The following is an 18,837-nucleotide window of genomic DNA, read 5'->3' as shown; positions in this document are numbered from 1 at the left end:
CCTCATGCCGTCCAAGACGTTCGTTCCCGCCTTCGAGGCCAAGGTGGGCAACTGGACTTACTACTCCTGCCTGATGAGCTACGCCCAGGTGGCGCGCGAGATCAACTTCGCGCACGAGCTCGGCGGCAATCGGGATCTCGGCACGATGATCCAGCGTGGCGTCGGTACCCGCACGCAGGAGATCACGGAGTACCTGCTTACCAACGAGAACCGGTTCCTCGGTGCTCTCATCATCGCGGTCTGGGGCGGTGACCCGAACTACCTGCCGGTGACGATGGATTCCGAGAATCAGGCCGTTCTCCAGGGACTGGACCGCAACTTCGGCGTCCTCACGTTCGACGGTACGCAGCAGTTCTTCGCGCTCGACGGTCAGCACAGGCTCAAGGCCATCAAGGATGCGATCAAGCAGAATCCCGAGTTGGGTAACGAGGACATCAACGTCATCGTGGTGCCGCACTTCGACACGGCAGACGGCCGTCGTAGGACCCGGCGTCTGTTCACCAACATCAACCGGAACGCCAAGAGCACCAACCTGCAGGAGAACATCGCCCTCGACGAGGACGACAGCTTCGCCATCCTCACCCGCCGCCTGCTCGACGAGGACGAGTTCCTCAAGCGCGACAAGGTCGTTCTCGTCTTCAGTAAGGTCGGCCAGGACGGAGAACTCGTTCTCGCTCAGCGCTCCATCAGCAATCAGTCGAGCCCCGCCTGGAGCACCATCGCCGTCCTCTACGACATCGTCAAGGAGATCGGCTACGACCTGCCCTGCACCACTGGCGAGGCCAAGCAGCGAGCGACCGATGAGCTCCTCGACCAGAGTTTCGAGCTCTTGGCTGTCCGTCTTCACGAGCTCCTCGATGCGTGCGGGAACCTCCGGGAGCGATACCTCGCGGCTCTGTCGGGGAAGGATCTTCGGGCGCCGAAGGGTCGTGACGGTGCCGGCCACCCGTTCATGCGCCCCGCCGTCCAGAACCAGGTCGCCAAGGTTGTGCGCCACATTCTCGAGCAGGGAGCGCTGGAATGGACGGAGGTCCTGAAGCGGCTGTCGGCGCTCGACTGGAAGATGACGTCGGCGCCGTTCTCTGCCATGTGGATCGAGACTCCGGAGGGCAAGACCAAGGGCAAGATGGCCAGTGGCAACAACCAGCTCCTGTATGACCTGCTGCAGGTGCACCTGGCACCGCGCTCTAAGGCTCAGATCAGCAGGGCGCTGCGCGCCTATTCCGACGTCATGAAGACCAAGTACCCTCTGCCGGCTGAGGAGCTGTTCGCCCTCCTGCCCGTTGATGCTGACTAACTGAGACCCACTCTGGCCGACCTTCCGACCAGGGCACCCCGACAACTGTTCCCTGCACAGGCCAGATGCAGGGAACAGTGCTCAGAACGCCTGGTAGATCACGCTGGCACCTCCCTTGAGAGGTCGATCTTTCTTCCTCCGGCCATAGCCGATGCGGAATATGGGAGTGCCGTTTTGGATTGTCCCCTTCGTACGATCGTGCGAAGGGGGCTGGGTGAGCGATCTCAAGGTGTTTCGGCTCGGGGTGGACGGCCAGGACATGGAGCTGCGTGGCTCGACGGTGGCGCTGGAGGTCGAGCTGCAGCGCCGAGTGGAGGCCGGGATGGAGCGCATGCTCGGCATCCGGTTCCTGGCGTCGGAGTACTCGACCGGCCCGTGGCACCGGGGGCGGGTGGACTCGCTCGGCCTGGACGAGAACAACGTGCCCGTCGTGGTCGAGTTCAAGAAGGGCAACGACAGCGGTGTCGTCTCGCAGGCCGTGTCCTACCTCACCTGGTTGAAGAGCTGCCGCCACGAGTTCGAGGCCCTCGTCAGAGAGAAGCTGGGCGCGGAGGCGGCCGAGTCCATCGACTGGCGCGCTCCGCGGGCGCTGTGCATCGCGGCCGGGTACTCGCATCACGACCGGGTCGCAGTCGGAGACCTGGGCCGGTCCTGGCGGATCGAGCTGGTGCGCTACCGGATCTTCGACGGCGGGCTGCTGAGCCTCCAGCTCGTCGAGCCGGTTTCCGGAGCCGTCAGCCCGGCGGCCGGACGCAGATCGAACACGGCCGTGATACCGGCCGCGGCTGCTGAGGCCGACGAGCTGTCGGTTCTCAGCGACGTCCCGGATTGCCTCCGGGATCTGTACGACGAGCTGGACGAGGTGCTCACCGCGTCGGGCGAAGTGGAGGTCCTCGTCAAGAAGCACTACATCGCGTACCGCCGCCTGCGGAACGTGGCAAGCGTCGTGTTCCGTCCGGGCCACCAGGTGATCCTGCTCAACCTGCGGCTGGACCCGGACACGGTGGAACTGGAGGAGGGCTTCACTCGCGACATGCGCGGGATCGGGCACCTGGGCACCGGGGACCTGGAGGTTCGGATCGCCTCGGCGGCCGACCTCAAGAAGGCGGGGCCGCTGATCGAGCGGGCGGTTCAGGCGGCCTGACGGAACGGCAAGGGCGGCTGGAGCTTCATGCTCCAGCCGCCCTTCTGTGTCTGTAGGTCGGTCGGTGCCGGCTGTTCGGGGTTCTCACTGTCACGCCTCCGGTCCGGCGAGGACGAAGTCGTCCTGCGTCAGTTCGGCGCGCAGGCGCTGTTCGGCGACGTCGGCGTAGTGAGGGCTGAGCTCGACGCCGAGGAACTGCCTGCCTTCGCGCAGGGCGGCCACACCGGTCGAGCCGCTCCCGGTGAACGGGTCGAGGACGGTTCCGCCTTCGGGGCAGATCTGGACGAGCTGCTGCATGATCTCCAGCGGCTTCTGGGTGATGTGGACCCGGTCCTTGCGGGGCTGGGAGGCGATGAAGTGGCCGGGCAGGTAAAGGTCCCGGCTGTTGTCGAGGGTGCCCTTGACGCCCCAGGTGATGAACTCTGCGGACTGCTTGAAGCCTCCCTTCCGGGGCCGGCTGGCGGGCTTGATCCACGGGATGGTGCCCTGCCAGGTCCAGCCGGCCATCTGGAGGGCGTCGCTCGTGGTGGGCTCCTGCCGCCAGTCGGAGAAGACCATCGCGACCGAGTGCTCGGTGCTCGCCCGGTACGCCTCGGTGAGCAGTTCGGTGAGCCAGGAGCGGTAGGAGCGCTGGTCGCGGTTCTCCCCGGGGAAGGTCTTGAGGTCGTGCGCGGAGCCGGTCTGTACGTACTTGGCTCGGGCGTCGCGGCTGGTGCGTTCGGAGCTGGTTCGCCCGCCGCTGTTGTACGGGGGGTCGGTGATGACGGCGTTGACGGACTCGTCGGGCAGGGACTTGAGCACGGTCAGGGCGTCGCCTCGGTGCAGCTTGTAGCTCACTGATTCCTCTTTCAGGGCAGGGGTGGGCCCGCTCCGGGCGACGCCCGGCGGCAGCCGCCGGGAGCGGGGATGCAGGGGAAGGTAGCGGCGATCGACGGCCGCGCCTAACGAGCGGTTCCCCTGGGACCGGCCTTGGTCGGGGGTCGTTTGGTGCGGCCGTCTTTCGCGTCTACTGTCTCGCCATGCCAACCGGGCAGGAGGCCAACTCGGCCCGGCTCGGCGCGTGTTGATCCGTGCTGTCTCGTCCAACGGGGCTGTCTACGGATCGCTGTCCCTATCCCCGCCCTGAGGAGTCGCTGTGTTCCGGCTGAGATTACGAGCGCGGCTGGCTGCCGCGCGTGACCCGCGACCGGCGTCCGGGAGCTACCGACTCCCGTGATTCGGGCCCGCCCTGAGCAAGGGCGGTTTCACCACCGGCGCGGTGCCGGCGACTTCTTCGCACGAGAGGCCGGCACCGCACCCTCCTACGAACCCCGCAAGGAGCGCTGCGATGCAGCATGCCCTGGCACACCCGTGCCCACATCCACCTCCGCCAACCGCCGGGCGCCACTCGGGTGATCGGCGGCGGCCGTGAAGAAGACCGTCGGCACGCTCGTCGGTGTCGTCGCCTGCGGCCCACTGCTGCTCGCCCTGCCGGTGGTGATCGTCGGCGCGGGCAACGCGTCGGCCACGTCCGCCTCGTGTCCGCCGGGCGGTGGTCCACAGGGTGTGGACAGCTCCGCTGTCGCGGCGCAGGTGGAGTCGATCCTCAAGGGCTCCAGTCCACTCAGCGCTCCGAGCGTGGCAGGGCTGGACAAGCCGGACGAGCAAGTCCCCAACGCCAAGACCATCCAGGCCACCGGCGTCGCCATGCACATCCCCGTCCGCGGGCAGATCGTCGCCCTGGCGACCGCCCTGCAGGAGAGCGGACTGCGGAACGTCAACGGTGGCGACCGGGACTCGCTGGGCCTGTTCCAGCAGCGGCCCTCGCAAGGCTGGGGCACGGCGGCGCAGATCATGCAGCCGGTGTACGCCTCGACGAAGTTCTACGAGGCGCTCAACCAGGTCAGCGGCTGGCAGTCGATGACCGTCACCCAAGCCGCCCAGGCGGTGCAGAGGAGCGGCTACCCCGACGCCTACGCGAAGTGGGAGCCGCTGGCGACCGCGTTGCAGAAGGCGATCGAGCCGCTGCTCGCTCCCGCCGGCACGGCCTCGCCGCCGCCCGGAGGTAACCCGACGCCGACACCGTCCCCTTCAGCCGGCGCCACCGCGAGCCCCTCACCGGGCACCGGCAGCTGCGGGACGTCGACGACGGGCGGCGACGGCACCGACTTCGGGACCATCCCGGCCGGCTCTCTGCCGGCCGGGTACGCGATCCCGGCCGACGCGCCGCAGCAGGTCCAGACCGCGATCCGCTGGGCACTGGGCCAGTTGGGCACCCCGTACCAGTGGGGCGGGTCGTGCGCGAGCGCGCACGGGCCGGACCCGATGGGCCGGTGCGACTGCTCCTCGCTGATGCAGATGGCCTACAAGGCCGCCGGCGTCTCCCTGGAGCGGACCACCTACGCCCAGGTCAAGCAAGGCACGGCCGTGTCGACGGACGCGCTCAAGCCCGGCGACCTGCTGTTCACCCGGGGCACCGCCGCCGCGCCGGAACACGTGGGCATGTTCATCGGCTCGGGGCTCGTCGTGCAGGCCCCCAAGACCGGTGACGTGGTCAAGATCTCGACCCTCGCCGAATGGCGGCCGGAGATCCTCGCGGCCCGCCGCGTCGTCTGACCGGCGCCTCTCTCCTTCCCCCTCCCCGGGCTGCCTTGGCGCGCCCGAAATGCGAACTGGAGTTCTTCATGTACCTCGCGGACGCGGTCACGCAGCTCGCATTCGACCCCGGCATCACCCCCAACGAGGGCGGCCTGCCTGGACTTTCGGTCCTCAAGCAGGTGATGGGCTCGATCAACCTCTTCGGCATCATCGCGATCGTCGGCGCCCTCGCCGTGAGCGCCGGGGTCTGGGCGTGGGGCCACCACTCCGGCGGCCACCAGGCCGAGGCCAACGGCAAGAAGGGCGTCCTGGTCAGCGCGGGCGCCGCGCTGCTGATCGGTGCGGCGAACGGCATCGTGGCCTTCTTCTCCGGACTGGGCGGCCAGGTCCACTGATGGAGAAACGTTCCTTCACCCGTGAAAGCGTGTCCGGCGGCGCATCGCGCGTGCGTCGCCGGGCGCTGCTCGGCCTCGTGGTCCTGGTGGCCCTCGTCGTCCTGGCCGGCGCGCTCGCCTACTTCACCGGCGGCACCCGCACCGCACCCAACTCCGTCCCACACGGATCCGGTTCGCCCGCCGCTGCCGCTTCGACCGCATCTGCGTCGGCGGGGCAGACGGGCGGTGCCGGTTCGGTTCCGCTGCCGCCGTCGACGCACGATCCGATCGCCTACTCGAAGGCGGCGGCGGTGGCGCTGTGGTCGTACGACACCCGCTTGTACTCGCAGCCGGAGCTGGTGGCCGGTCTGCACCGGTGGCTGACGACCGAGGGGAGTTACGCCGACGCCGACTCGGTGGACCGCCTGGTGCCCTCGCCGCTGCTGTGGGTGCGGATGGCCGACTCCGGGCAGTTCGCCACCGCGACCGCAGACGAGGCGCACTTCCCGGACACGTTCACCAGGGCGCTGCAGGCCGACCCGGGCGCTATCAAGCAGGCATACATCTACGCCATCACCGTGACCGGCAAGCAGTCGATCTCCTGGAACGGCGCTCCGCAGGGCGGGGCCGAGGACCGCTCGTCCACCCTCGCCGTCCAGTGCCGCCCCGACCGTCCCTGCGCTCTGGTCGGCGTGCTGCCGACCGTCTCGCCCTGACCCGAGGAAGGAGGTTCCCCTCATGGATGTCTGCAACATCCCGATGATCAACCAGGTCTGCGACGCGGTCGACGCGATCAACTTCGTCTCGGACCCGGGCAAGAGCATCACCGACGGCATCGGCGCGTGGATCACGAAGTCGATGACGGAGCTGGCGACCAGCGCCGTCAACCTCGCCTCACGAGCGGTCGACCAGACCACGGCCATCGACCTGAACGCCCCCTGGTTCAGGAACAATTACCAGCTCATCCTGCCGATCGGCCTGGTCCTGACCGTCGGTACGTTCTGCGCGCAGCTGATCCTGGCCGCCTGGCGCAGGGACGACCGGGCCCTCGCCCGTGCGGCCTGGGGCACCATGACCGGTGTCCTGTTCTCGTTCTGCGCGATCTCTTTCACCGCCGTGGCGGTAACCGTGGTCGATGCCCTGTCCGCCGGGCTGTTCAAGGCGGCGGGCACGTCGTTGGAGGACGCGATCCGGCGGATCATCAAGGTGTCCGAGCTCGGCTTCATGTACGGGCTCGGCTGGGCGATCCCAGCCCTGGTCGCCGTCGGATGCGCGATCGGCGCGTTCCTGTACTGGGGCGTGATGGTGGCCCGCAAGGTCGGCGTGCTGATCATGGTCGTGCTCGCCAGCTTCGCCGGGGCCGGCGGCGGCTGGGAGGTGGCCCAGCGCTGGCGGCGCGGCTGGATCGAGGCCACCGCCACCCTGGTGGTCTCAAAGCTCCTGATGACCGTCGTGTTCATCACCGGCGTGTCCGCGATCGGCAACTCCGACGCCAAGGACGGGATGGCCGCCCTCTCGGACGTCATGGCCGGTGTCGTGATCATGGTGCTCGTCCTGCTGTGCCCGTACGCCGTCTACAAGTTCATCCACTGGGCGACCGACGGCTCCGGTCACGACGACATGCACCGCACCGGCGTCGCCGGCATGGCGGTTGCCGCCGGGGCCGCGAAGACCGCCGCTGGCCTCGCGATGCAGATGGGGACCGGTGTCCCGGCCCCGCAGGGCCCCAGCCAGGTCCCGGGGATGGACGGTGGCGGCGTCTCCTCCGGCATCGACCCGACCGGACGGGTCAGCAAGGAGGGCATCGACGCCGGGCCCGCGCAGCAGCCGACGAAGTTCCGCTTCGGCGAGGACCCGAGCGCGCCCGGCGACCGCGGACGCGCCCTGGTCACCCGGCCCGGCATCCCGGCCCTGATCACCCGGGCCTCCTCCGGCGGCGTTGAGGGCCCGCCGACGTCCGGCGGCCAGGAGGCACCGGTCGCCCCGAGCATCCGGAACGCTGCAGAGGGATCGGCCGCGCCGTCCGCACCTGGCGCGTCCCCGGGACCGAGCGTGCCTGCGCCATCGACACCTGCGGTCCCCGCCGCTCCGGCACCGCCCGCGACGAGCGCACCTGCGCCGAGCGGAGCCCCGGCTGCCGACCCGGTCCGGTTCATCTACCCGAACCAGCCGAGCAACCCCGGTTCCTGACCGGTACCCCCCTCCCGGGGCGGGCAACGACCCGCCGCCCGCCCCGGGCCACCCCCTGCGACCAGTGAAGGAGTCCCTCGATGACGTCCAGAAGAGTGCTGCCGCGCCCCCGCCCGCCGCCCAAACGCTCACCCCCCTCTGGAACCCCGATGTCCTCCTCGACGCCCGACACCACCCCTGCGTCCGTCAAGTTCCCCCACCGCTCCAAGCGCGGCATCCTGCTCGGCCTCAGCGCACCGCAGCTGATCACCACTGCCGCTGCCGGCTTGCTCCTGCTCACCGTCCTCACCACCCGGGGCGTCACCGGCGCCCTCCAGTTCCTCCCCGTCTGGGGCGCGATAGCCCCGTTCGTGTTCGTCCGCTACCGAGGCCGCACCCTCGCCGACTGGGCCCCGATCGCCGCCCGCTACGCGCTGCGCCGGTTCCGCGGACAGCTGGTCTGGCTCGTCCGCCCCTCCTCCCGACCGGTGCGCGAGGGCCTGCTCCACCTGCCCGGCAGCGCGGCCAGCCTGCGCGTGGTCACCGCCCCGGACCGCCGCTACGGTGCCGTCCACGACCCGCACGCTGGCACCCTCACCGCGATCGTCAAGGTCTCCTCCCGCGCCTACGCCCTGCTCGACCCCGGCACCCAGAACGCCAACGTGAACGGGTGGGGTCGTGCGCTGGCGGCGCTCGCCCGTACCGGCCAGGTCGCCCGTATCCAGGTGATCGAGCGGACCGTGCCCGACAGCGGTGACGGGCTTCGCCGGCACTGGGAGGAGAACGGTCATCCCGACGCGCCACTCGCAGGCGCGCTGTACGGCGAGCTGATCCAGAACGCGGGCCCGGCCAGCGCCCCGCACGAGGCATACGTGGCCATCGCCCTCAACTTCAAGGCCGCCAAGCGCCTGATCGCGCAGGCCGGTGGTGGCCTGACCGGCAGCTTCGCGGTCCTCGCCCAGCTGACCAGCTCCTTCGAGCAGTCCGCGCGCACCGCCGGCCTCAACCCGACCGGCTGGCTGAACGCCGGCGAGATCGCCGCCGTCGCCCGCACCGCCTACGACCCCAAGTCCCGCGCCGCGCTGGACCGCTGGTCCGAGGACGGACGCCCGGCCGCCGACCCGGCCGCAGCTGGCCCCGTGGTCGTCCTGGAGAAGGCCGACCACATCTCGACGGACTCCGCCCACCACTCCACCTACTGGGTGGAGAACTGGCCCCGCACCCAGGTCAACCCCGGCTTCCTCCACCAGGTGCTCTTCGCCTCCGGCGTGCGCCGCACCGTCTCCCTGGCCTACGAGCCCAAGGACATCGACTCCGCGATGCGCGACGTGCGCCGCAAGAAGGCCAGCGTGATCGCCGACTCGGCCGAGCGAGCCCGCAAGGGACAGGTCGCCTCCGAGGCCGACTCGGTGGAGTACCAGGACATCCGGGACCGCGAGCGCCAGCTGATCGCCGGCCACGCCGACGTCGCCCTCACCGGGCTGCTGACCGTCTCGGCCGACACCGAGGACGAACTGCGCTCCGCCTGCGCCGTCGTGGAGACCGCCGCCGTCGGCGCCCAGCTCGACCTGCGCCCGCTCACCTGGCAGCAGGCCGCGGCGTTCACCGCCGCCGCCCTGCCCTTCGCCCTCGCCGCCTAATGCCGGCCAACCCGTCTTCCGAAAGAGCCCCCCGATGCCGGCCACCACCGCCACCGCGCAGGACTTCGTCCCCTACGCGACCGCCGCGATCGACTTCCACCGCGCGCTCAACATCCCCGCAGGTCCCCTGGTCGCCTCCCGCGCCGAACTGGACTCCCTCCACGAGCACCTCGTCGCGCTCCACCGGCTGCTGGACGCCCACGCCCAGCGCACCTCCCCGCTGCTGCCGGGCGAGGGCGACCACCTCAAGGCCGCGCGCACCTGCCTGTGGCAGGCCGCCGACCACCTCCACACCGCCTACCACTCGGCGCCCCGGCCCGGCACCGGCGAAGTCCCCACCCGCGACGCCTGCCGGGCCCGTCTGCCCGAGGGCGCGCCCGAGCTGACCATCTGCCGCCGCCACCAGGAGACGGCCCAGCTGGTCCGCCGCCGCACCACCCCCGCTGACCTGCACTCCCCGTTCACCGGCCTCGTCCGCCGCTAAACCCCGACCTCCCCGGATACGTGATCATGCCCAGGAACCGCGCCACCGCCTCCCACCTCTTCGTCCCGCGCAAGACCACCCGCGCCCAACAGCGCGCCGCCCGCGCAGAGTTCGCCGAAGCCCGCACCAAGGCCCGCCGCGCCCAAGCCCCCGCCGAGCGCCGCGAGCACGAGGGCGCCGACCTCGATCTCCAGCCCACCTACCCGGTTTCGGGTCGGCCGGGCCCCGCGTCCGCCCGCGGTGCCAAGCTTCGCCTGCCCAAGCACCGCATGACCACCGCCGTCGCCGGCGGGGCCTATCCGTTCCTCGCTGAAGCCGGCCTCGGCGCCGAGGGGATCTTCATCGGCCGCGACCTCCACGCCGAAGGCTCCTTCTGCTACGACCCGTTCGCGCTCTACAACTCGGGCCGAATAGAGGGGTTCACGAACCCGAACGCGATCCTGTGCGGCGTCATCGGCATGGGCAAGAGCGCGCTCGCCAAGTCGATCGCGACCCGCGCCGTTGCCCACGGATACAAGATCTACGTGCCGTCCGACCCGAAGGGTGAGTGGTCCGGCCTGGCCGAGGCTCTCGGCGGTCAGACCATCGCGCTTGGCCCTGGCCTGCCGGGACGGTTGAACCCGCTGGACACGCCGCAGCGGCCAGACGGGGTGAGCGAGGAGGACTGGACCGGCGAGGTCCGCAAGCGCCGCTTGCTCCTCCTGGCGAGCCTCGCGGCCACCGTGCTCAAGCGCGATCTGCTGCCGATGGAGCACACCGGCCTGTCCGCCGCCCTGGACCTGGCCGTCGTCGACGCCAACGCGAACAGCACGGTGCCACTGCTCGGCGACATTGCCCGCCTGCTCGGCACCCGCGAGCGCCTGGATGCGGCCCTCGGCGACGAAGGGCGGATCGGCCACGCCGCCGACGACCTCGCCCACGCCCTGCGCCGCCTGGTCAGCGGCGACCTGTCCGGAATGTTCGACGCACCCTCCACGGTGACGTTCGACCCGAACGCCCCGATGCTGTCCATCGACCTATCCCTCCTGGGCAGCAGCGGCGACGACACCGCCCTCGTCCTCGCGATGACCTGCGCGTCGGCGTGGATGGAGGCCGCGCTCGCCGACCCCGCCGGCGGCAGGCGGTGGGTGATCTACGACGAGGCGTGGCGAATCATGCGCCATGTCGGCCTGCTCGAGCGCATGCAGCAGCAATGGAAGCTCAGCCGCGGACTGGGCATCGCCAACCTCCTGATCCTGCACCGGCTTTCCGACCTGCTGTCCGCAGGCGACGCCGGATCGCGCGGGCGGGTTCTCGCCGAAGGTCTGCTCGCCGACTGCTCCACCCGGATCATCTACCGGCAGGAACCCGACCAGATCCCCGCTGCCATGAGCCTGCTCGGCCTCACCGGCGTCGAAGCCCAGGCCATCGCCGCACTCACCCGCGGCCGAGGCCTGTGGAAGGTCGCGGGCCTGAGCTTCATCGTGCAGCACCTCCTCCACCCGAGCGAACGCGAGCTCTACGACACCGACTTCCGCCTCGCCGCCTGAGAACGGCGCCAACTTCCGTGTCCTACAACGACAACACGTCCTACCTCGACCACTCCCACCTCACCCCGGCCGACTTCACCGCGTTCGAGCAGATCCTCGCCGCCCGCCGCGACTCCCGCCCCTACCTCGGCTCCGACTGGGACCTCGTCCTTACCCACACCAGCAGCACCGGCAAGCAGTGGGAGTCCACCTACGCCCTGTTCCGGCCCGGCGGCGCCTTCGGCACTGCCGACGAGGTGTACGTGCGGGTGTACTTCGACGAGGCCGGCCGGGCTCTGCCTGACCGGCCTCGCCGCCCCGCGCCGGCTCCGCCCCTCGCCGCCAACCTGACCGCGCAACTGCCGGGCTGGTCCGTCCAGCCTTGCCCGGTCAGCCCCGGCAGGGACCTTGCCGAACTGCTGGAGCAGACCTGGGGCTGGGGCACGCCGCCCTGGAACATCGCCGCCGCTCCGCACATCGCGCTGTCGCTCACCGGGCCGCGGGGGGAGAAGCTGCTCGCCGTCCAAGTCAGCGAGGACGCCCCGCTCCTCGTCGGCGCCCTCGTTCCCGACGGCTTCGCGCACACGATCGGAGCGGTGAAACCGCCGGTCCCCCTAGCGTTTACCGCCGACGCGACCCTGGCGACGGTCGCGTCCGAGATCACGGGGAGCCTCGCACCGCGCTACCAGCAGGCGGTCTGGCACGAACGCACGGGATTCGTCACCTATGCCACCAATCACATCCAGGACCTGACCACCGCCTGGATCCCGGCCCCCGACTGGCCGTACGGCCACCATGGCAAGATCGGCAGCTTCGAGTCCGAGGCGGCACGCAACCGAGCGGCCTGGGGCGACATCGAGACGCTGATCGACCACGGTCCGCACGTCGTGGCCGGCATCCGGGCAGCCGCCACCATCGAGGACCACCTGGACCCGGTCATCGGGCCCGACCTTCGGCGGCTCTACGTCACCGAGGGCGCCCTCACCCGGCTCCAGGAGATCCGGAGCGGCTGGCAGACGGCGACGGCCAGCATCGTCGGCACTCACCCGAAGGCCGACCAAGCGCGGCGGCGCGCCGAGGATCTGCGCAACCGGGAGGCGTGGGCCCACGCCGTACGAGCCGTCGACGGGTCGCTGCCCGTGCTGGCCGCGCACGTCACACCAAGGATCGGCTTCCCCGCCCCGGACCGCGAGGCGCAGGTCAAGGCCGCCATCGCCCGCTCCGGTCACCTCCGGGACCAGAGCGCCCCGGCCCCAGCGACGCCGGCACCACCGCGTCCAGATGCGCGGCGCCCGGCCCGGTGACCGTCCGCTGTACCAGCCGATTCCGGCCGAACCAAACTCCCGGATCTCCGCATCATCAGCGCCACCGCCCTCGGTACCCGGGGGCGACCACAGCAGGAGCACGCCATGCAACCCGACCAGCTGATCGTCCAGTTCACCGAAACCGCTTCCGGCGTCAACGCGTACGTGCACCACACCAGCCGCCCGGCGGCGCACGACCCGTTCCCCGACATCACCAGGTCGCTCGTATCACGAGGACTCCCCTGCACGACCCGGCCCGGCCCGTACGTCGAAGCTGAACTGCCCGACGACGGCCCCATGTTCATCGTCCCCCGTGCCGACCAAGGCGAGGTCGTCGGCTGGTACGCGTTCCGGGAAGATCCCCGCACCAGGACCCGCGAGGTGCTGTACGACAGCCAGCCGACCGGCCCGGACGCGCGACGCGGTCGCAGCGTCGAATCGATGCTCGCCTCCATCGGCGAGCATCTGGACCGGCTCGGCGCTCCGCCCCGACAGCAGACTCAGGCCGTGCGGGTCAGCGCGGAGTCCGTCCTTCACCGTGCCGGGTTCGTCCCCGTCGTCCGGGTGCACGAGACCTACCACCGGCTCCCGGTCGCCACGGTCGACCCCGCCGAGCACCGCGCTGCCGTGACCCAGGCCATCGACCACCTGCAGGCCAACGGTTACGCCGTTGCCTGTCCGGCCGAACTGCTCGACACCACCCTCCCGCCGGCACTGCCGCCAACACGGTCGCTGGCCCAGGTCAGCGAGGCCATCGCAGGGGCCGGGCACACCCGGGAGGTGGTCGACGCGCTGAGCGAGCTGACCGCCCCCGGCGACGGCGTCCTCGACCAGGTCGTCGGAGCCCTCCAGGAGACGGCGTCCTGGTGGGAGGGGCTGGGCGGCGCGTCCGATCCGCATTACGCGGCGCGCCTGCGCTACATCGCGACCATGGCCGAGGGCTACGTGCGGGAGATCCGGGCGATGCGCGGCGACCTCGCCGACCGGCACACCGCCCACCCCTGCCTCGCCCGGCCCGCTCCGCAGGTCGCAGCAAGCGGCGTCGACGCCCGGGTGCTCGCCGCGCTCGCCACCTCCCCCGCCTCCACCCGTACCCTCACCGGCCACCCGGCCGAAGCCGTTCTCGCCGCAGCCACCGGCACTGTCCGTTCCACCGGGCCCCGCCGCTGAACCCGCCAGGAAGGTGCCCGCCATGTCTCGCCCAACCAGACCTCTCCCGTTCCCGCGCCCCTCACCGTCCGTACCGCGAAGCGGAGTTCCACCGTGCCTGCCCCCGATCCCAGCCCGCTGCCCGAAGTCGCCATCGGGCGCCACCCCGAGCACGGCATCGTCGCCGCCCTCCCCACCAAGTCGGCCGCCGCCGAGTGGATGCTGGAACGCCTCGACTTCCAGCGGATTCCCGGCCACCCGAATCTCTTCACGCTCACCAACCAGCAGCGCGAGGCTGATGAGCGCGCCGCTTGGGCCGCCAAGCTACTCACCGGCGCCGGCTACCGCGTCGACACCGACATGTCCCTGGCCCCCGCGAACACTATCCAAGCGCCACAGGTCCTTGCACACCCCGGCGTTGACGAGCCCGAGAGCCACCAGCAGTCCTCTCCGGAACCGGACATCGCCTTCGCCGAACATCCCCGGCTCGGGATCGTCGCCGCCACCGCCGACACGGTCAACGCGGTCGAGCGCGGCGGAGAGATCCTCGAAGCCCACGGCTGGCAGTTCAACCACCCTCTCGACGTCTACACCCTTCCTTCCACCGTCGGCCGGGGCGATTCACTGGAGCGCCTGGCTTCCGCGACCACGGCGATGCACCGTGCCGGCGACCTGCGCGTGGCCGTGCAACCGCAGCTCGCCGCAGACGTCGCCGCCCACCGCGCCACGGCCCACCAGGCGTTCACCACGCGGAAGTTCCGCGTCGACGAGGCCGTCCTCGCCGCCGCGTCCTCCCGGCCGCGCGCCACTGCGGCGCCTGCAGTCCCGCCGCCGGCCGTCGATCCGCGCATCGCCTTCGCGCGTTCTCGCTGACCACCACCCCGATACCCAAGGAGCAGAGCAGGCATGGCTGTGAAGAAGGTCTGGCAGATCACCCACTCGTGCGGGCACGAGGTGGAACGGAATCTCGGCGACCGCCCGGCCGACCGGCGGGCCGGGTTCGCCGAGTGGCTGGCCAAGCAGGAGTGTACGGACTGCTGGCGCTCGGCGAAGGACGGCGACGAGGCGGAGAAGGTGGCGTGGCTGGAGGCCAAGCGGGCGGCCGAGCAGGCCGAGTCGGAAGCTTGGTCCGAGCAGTACCGGCTGCCTCCGTTGGAGGGCACCGAGAAGGGCACTGCCTGGGGCATCCGTTGCCGCCACCAGGTTCTCGCCGCCGCCTACGCCGCGCTGGTCCTGGACGGCGGGATGCCGGAGTCCGCGTGGGAGCGGATCGAGGACCAGGCCCGCACCATCACCCGCGCCGGCTGGTGGATCGACCAGCGCGCGTCCGAACCCGGGGACCTGCCCGAGCTGCTGGATGCCGCGACCGACGCCGACCGGCCAACGGAGAACCCCTTCGTGTGATCAGCGGGCGGTGCCCGGCGGCGGGCTTCTACCACCGGTCGGCGGCCGGACCAAACCGCGAATCCTGTGGATCCTCGTCCCCGTCAGCCCGCGCCGCCGGGCACCGCCATCCGATCGTCCGAGAGGGGACGCCGTGATCGCCCACCTTCAACGCGCCGCCACGACGGCGACGCTGATTCCCGCCCTCTACGGACAGGATGATCCCCGCTACCGGCTGCGGCCCCGGCTGATCGCCGCCGACTATCGCGGTGCCGACAAGCAGTTGCCCCTCTTCGGCGACCCGCAGGAGGTCCTGGGCGGCGGAGTGCTGGACGCCCCGGCCGCGCGGATCGGCGCCCGCGCGCCCGAACGGCCGGTCTGGCTGTGCTCGGTGCGCTCCGACCCCCGCCAACCGGACCTGACCGACGCCCAGTGGGCCGACGTCGCCCGGCGCCTGGTTGCCGCAGCCGGGCTCGCCCCCGAGGGCGACCCGGACGGCTGCCGGTGGGCCGCGATCCGCAACCTCGACCGCTCGGTGCACATCGTCGCCACCGTCGTCCGCGAAGACGGCCGCATCCACAGCACGTACCGGGACGCCTTCCACGTGCAGGCCCAGTGCAACCGCATCGCCACCGAACTCGGCCTCACCCGGTCCGCCCCCTCCATCACCACCGCCAAGGACTACCGGATGCCCACCCCCGCCATCACCATCAGCATCGAGCCAAGCGGCAGCGTCACCGCCAAGGGCTCCAGCGACGACCTGTCCGCCACCCTGCTCCGCACAGCCGGATTCCGGCAGACCGAGGACTGGTACGGCCGCCGACACCGGCTGCCCACCACCACCGCCGCCCCCGACCGGGCCGCCATCGCCACCCATGCCACCGAGATGCTGCGCGCCGCCCGCTACAGCGTCGAGCTCGACCCGAAGCTAGACCTCAATCGGCTGACCACGCCCACGGACCCGAACGGTCTCAAGGTCACCGGCCAGCAGGTCCTCCAGCTGACCGACCGCATCCGCGGCGCGGCCACCGCCGCCCAGGCAGCCGAGGCGATCGACCAGCTCCTCGCCCCCGACGACGGTGTCCTCGCCCGGCTACGGGAAGCGCTGGAGGTTGCGGCGGAGCAGGTCACCAACCTGGATCCCAACGAGTACGAGCTGTCCGACCGCTTCTCCACCGCGGCCGAGTGGGTCGGCACCGCGGAGGCAGAACTCGTGGACGCCGTCGGCGATCTGCGCTCCCTCGGCGCTCCTCCGGACGCGCGCGAACTCGCCCGCCAGGAGCAGACCGCGGCTGTCTACCCCTCGCCCGCCGTCACCAGCGCGGCGATCGCCGTCTCCCCTGCCGCCGCAGCTGGTCTGCGGACAACCGCTGGCCCTGCCGCACCGGTGCCGGTGTCGGCCGCAGCGGTCTCCGGCGCCGGCCGCACCCGCTGAAACGTTCCTCCACCCCCCCCGAAGGAGAGCAAGTTCCGTGAGCCGTACCAGAGCCGAGCGCGCCCCGCCCACCACCCGCTCGCACCCACCTGGAACCTCCCTTGCCTGCCCCGCGCACCAATGCACCGTCGACCAGCACCGGCACCGACGCGCTCCTCTACCTCCTGTTCGGCGTCCTCGGCGCCGCCCTCGCCTTCGGCAGCCTCTCCTGGCTGACCGGCAATCTCACCAACGCCCTCGTCGGCTCCGACGGTTGGACTCCGTTCCGCGTCACCGACGCGCTGCTCCACCCCGACCGGCTGTGGCCGCACCTCACCCCGACCGCAGTACTGATCGGCGCGCGCATCGTCCCCGGTCTGGTCACCGCCCTCCTCGGCGGCACCGCGCTCGTCATCGTGCTGCGCCGGCGCGCCGGGGCGAAGAGCGGCCTGGCCCGCAGGACGGACATCGCGCCGCTGCTCGACAAGGAGATCACCCAGAAGGCCAGGAGCCTTCGCCCGAGCCTGAAGGACCAGAAGGAGATCGCCCCGGCCGACCGCGGCATCCTGGTCGGCACGCTCTCCCCTGGCAAGGCCGAGGTCCGTGCCTCCTGGGAGGACGTGATGGTCGCCATCATGGCGCCCCGCTCCGGCAAGACGTCCGGGATCGCGATCCCCGCGATCCTCGCCGCCCCCGGTCCCGTCCTGCTCACGAGCAACAAGGCCGCCAATGACGCGTACACGGCGTGCGTCGACGCCCGCGCGAAGGTCGGGAAGGTCTGGACGCTGGACCCGCAGCAGATCGCGCACCACCCGCGCGAGATGTGGTGGGACATCCTCGCCGACGCCCGCGACCTTGCCGGCGCCAAGCGCCTCGCCGGGCACTTCGTGACCGCGAGCGTGGACGAGGCGAGCGGCTCCGACTTCTGGTCCACCGCTGCCGCCAACACGCTGGGGGCGCTGTTCCTGGCCGCCGCGAGCCACCGCCGTCCGATCACCGACGTGCTGGCCTGGCTCGCCTCTCCGGCGGACCGCACTCCCGTCGACCTGCTCGGCGACGCCGGCCATCACGCGGTCGCCGCCCAGCTCCAGGGCACCGTAACCGGCGCCACGGAGACGCGCGACGGCATCTACGAAACGGCGAGGCAGTACGCGAGTTGCCTGCTGGACCCGGAGATCGCCGCCTGGGTCACCCCCACGGCCGGTCTGCCCGAGTTCAAGCCGTTCGGCTTCGCCTCCTCCCGGGACACGCTGTTCCTGCTCAGCAAGGACGGCGGCGGCTCCGCCAGCGCGATCATCGCGGCTGCGGCGGACGCGGTGATGCGCGCGGCCGTCATCGTCGCCGAACGCAACGGCGGCCGGCTCGACCCGCCCGCGCTGTGCGTGCTCGATGAGGCCGCCAACGTCTGCAAAATTTCGGATCTTCCGGACCTCTACTCCCACCTCGGGTCACGCGGCGTCATCCCGATCACCATCCTGCAGTCCTACCGCCAGGGCCAGCGCTGCTGGGGCGAGGCCGGCATGGACGCCCTCTGGTCCGCCGCCACCACGAAGGTCATCGGCTCGGGTATCGACGACGCGGACTTCGCGGACCGCCTCTCCCGGCAGATCGGCGAGCACGATGTGCAGACCGTCTCAGTCTCCAATTCCGATGGCGGCAAGTCGACTTCGGTGTCGATGCGCACCGAGCGGATCCTGCCGCCGGACGAGATCCGCGCGCTCCCCAAGGGCAAGGTGCTGCTGTTCGCCACCGGGATGCGGGTGGCGATGCTCGACCTCAAGCCCTGGTACAAGGAGCGCTCCGCCAAGGAGATCGGCCCGGCCTCCGCCCGCGCCACCAAGGCCATCACCGAACGGGCCATCGCCAAGTCCCGTGACCACGACGGCTTCGGGCTGGCGGCATGACCATCTCGAACGTCTCCGCCCTCAACCGCTCGGGGTTCAGCTCCCAAGCCGCTGAGCCCGATCCGCCGTTCGCCGGGCCAGGCTGGCGCCAACCGCGCAGCGGCACCTGGGTCTACCAGGACGGTCCGGGACCTGCCCACGTGCAGGCGGTCCTGCTGGATGACGGGAACTGGTTCCTGGACCTGTGGTCAGCGCAGTCCCGGCTGCTCGCCTGCGGTTCGGCTCCCGCCAGCGAGGTCGCCGCCCTCGCCCCGGCGCTCACCGCCAACGCCGCCCGGTGGGAACCGCCGTCCGGCCTTGACGCCTCCCGGCGCCGCTTCACCGCAACCGCCGAGGCCGTACGCGCCCACGGCCGCCCCGTACCGGACGAGGCCAGGGTCCGCGCGGCCACCGCCGCCTCGCCTGCCCGGCCCAGGGCCCTCCCGCCCGAGACGCCGGCCACCGCACCAACTGCCGCGCCCCCAGCCCGCCTGCGCCGCTGAATCCGCCC

17 protein-coding genes are annotated in these 18,837 nt (G+C 71.1%); 16 read left to right on the top strand and 1 reads right to left on the bottom strand.

What is annotated here, in order from left to right:
- The first annotated feature begins 4 nt into the window (after positions 1-4).
- Entirely contained in the window at positions 5-1,297 is a 1,293-nt protein-coding gene (locus ACWDBE_RS13950; protein ID WP_449808094.1) for a DNA sulfur modification protein DndB, read from the top strand.
- A gap of 259 nt (positions 1,298-1,556) precedes the next feature.
- A complete protein-coding gene (locus ACWDBE_RS13945) occupies positions 1,557-2,441 on the top strand; it encodes a DUF5655 domain-containing protein (protein WP_449808163.1) in 885 nt (294 codons plus the stop codon).
- Positions 2,442-2,531: 90 nt separating this feature from the next.
- Here ACWDBE_RS13945 and ACWDBE_RS13940 read toward each other — a convergent pair whose 3' ends face one another.
- On the bottom strand, positions 2,532-3,278 hold the full coding sequence (locus tag ACWDBE_RS13940; RefSeq protein ID WP_449808093.1) for a DNA-methyltransferase: 747 nt from the start codon (positions 3,276-3,278) through the stop codon (positions 2,532-2,534).
- Between the two features lie 570 nt (positions 3,279-3,848).
- Between ACWDBE_RS13940 and ACWDBE_RS13935 the strand changes: the two genes are divergently transcribed.
- From ACWDBE_RS13935 to ACWDBE_RS13870, 14 genes are all read left to right on the top strand, one after another.
- On the top strand, positions 3,849-5,036 hold the full coding sequence (locus ACWDBE_RS13935) for a C40 family peptidase (RefSeq protein ID WP_449808092.1): 1,188 nt from the start codon (positions 3,849-3,851) through the stop codon (positions 5,034-5,036).
- A gap of 68 nt (positions 5,037-5,104) precedes the next feature.
- A complete protein-coding gene (locus ACWDBE_RS13930) occupies positions 5,105-5,413 on the top strand; it encodes a DUF6112 family protein (protein WP_449808091.1) in 309 nt (102 codons plus the stop codon).
- Complete coding sequence (locus ACWDBE_RS13925; protein WP_449808090.1) at positions 5,413-6,108, top strand: hypothetical protein; 696 nt, start codon at positions 5,413-5,415, stop codon at positions 6,106-6,108. The genes ACWDBE_RS13930 and ACWDBE_RS13925 overlap by 1 nt, the downstream gene beginning before the upstream one ends.
- Positions 6,109-6,130: 22 nt before the next feature.
- On the top strand, positions 6,131-7,582 hold the full coding sequence (locus ACWDBE_RS13920; protein ID WP_449808089.1) for an SCO6881 family protein: 1,452 nt from the start codon (positions 6,131-6,133) through the stop codon (positions 7,580-7,582).
- 149 nt (positions 7,583-7,731) lie between these two features.
- Entirely contained in the window at positions 7,732-9,201 is a 1,470-nt protein-coding gene (locus ACWDBE_RS13915; protein ID WP_449808088.1) for an SCO6880 family protein, read from the top strand.
- A 34-nt stretch (positions 9,202-9,235) separates the two neighbouring features.
- The gene (locus ACWDBE_RS13910; protein WP_449808087.1) at positions 9,236-9,685 is read left to right on the top strand and encodes a DUF6238 family protein; all 450 of its coding nucleotides are present in this window, start codon (positions 9,236-9,238) and stop codon (positions 9,683-9,685) included.
- Between the two features lie 26 nt (positions 9,686-9,711).
- A complete protein-coding gene (locus ACWDBE_RS13905; protein WP_449808086.1) occupies positions 9,712-11,214 on the top strand; it encodes an ATP-binding protein in 1,503 nt (500 codons plus the stop codon).
- A 17-nt stretch (positions 11,215-11,231) separates the two neighbouring features.
- Positions 11,232-12,497 (top strand): hypothetical protein, encoded by a 1,266-nt coding sequence (locus ACWDBE_RS13900; protein WP_449808085.1) that lies wholly within the window; start codon positions 11,232-11,234, stop codon positions 12,495-12,497.
- Between the two features lie 105 nt (positions 12,498-12,602).
- On the top strand, positions 12,603-13,667 hold the full coding sequence (locus tag ACWDBE_RS13895; protein WP_449808084.1) for a hypothetical protein: 1,065 nt from the start codon (positions 12,603-12,605) through the stop codon (positions 13,665-13,667).
- Positions 13,668-13,760: 93 nt separating this feature from the next.
- Entirely contained in the window at positions 13,761-14,519 is a 759-nt protein-coding gene (locus ACWDBE_RS13890; protein ID WP_449808083.1) for a hypothetical protein, read from the top strand.
- Between the two features lie 33 nt (positions 14,520-14,552).
- The gene (locus ACWDBE_RS13885; protein WP_449808082.1) at positions 14,553-15,050 is read left to right on the top strand and encodes a hypothetical protein; all 498 of its coding nucleotides are present in this window, start codon (positions 14,553-14,555) and stop codon (positions 15,048-15,050) included.
- A 133-nt stretch (positions 15,051-15,183) separates the two neighbouring features.
- Positions 15,184-16,464 (top strand): hypothetical protein, encoded by a 1,281-nt coding sequence (locus ACWDBE_RS13880; protein ID WP_449808081.1) that lies wholly within the window; start codon positions 15,184-15,186, stop codon positions 16,462-16,464.
- A gap of 101 nt (positions 16,465-16,565) precedes the next feature.
- On the top strand, positions 16,566-18,347 hold the full coding sequence (locus ACWDBE_RS13875; RefSeq protein WP_449808080.1) for a type IV secretory system conjugative DNA transfer family protein: 1,782 nt from the start codon (positions 16,566-16,568) through the stop codon (positions 18,345-18,347).
- Positions 18,344-18,829, top strand: coding sequence for a hypothetical protein (locus ACWDBE_RS13870; RefSeq protein ID WP_449808079.1), 486 nt, complete (start codon positions 18,344-18,346; stop codon positions 18,827-18,829). The genes ACWDBE_RS13875 and ACWDBE_RS13870 overlap by 4 nt, the downstream gene beginning before the upstream one ends.
- The last annotated feature ends 8 nt before the right edge of the window (positions 18,830-18,837 follow it).

This window comes from Kitasatospora sp. NPDC001132 (genome assembly GCF_053598415.1).
Note: the sequence above shows the minus strand (reverse complement) of the source record. Positions and strands in the feature narration are given on the sequence as shown.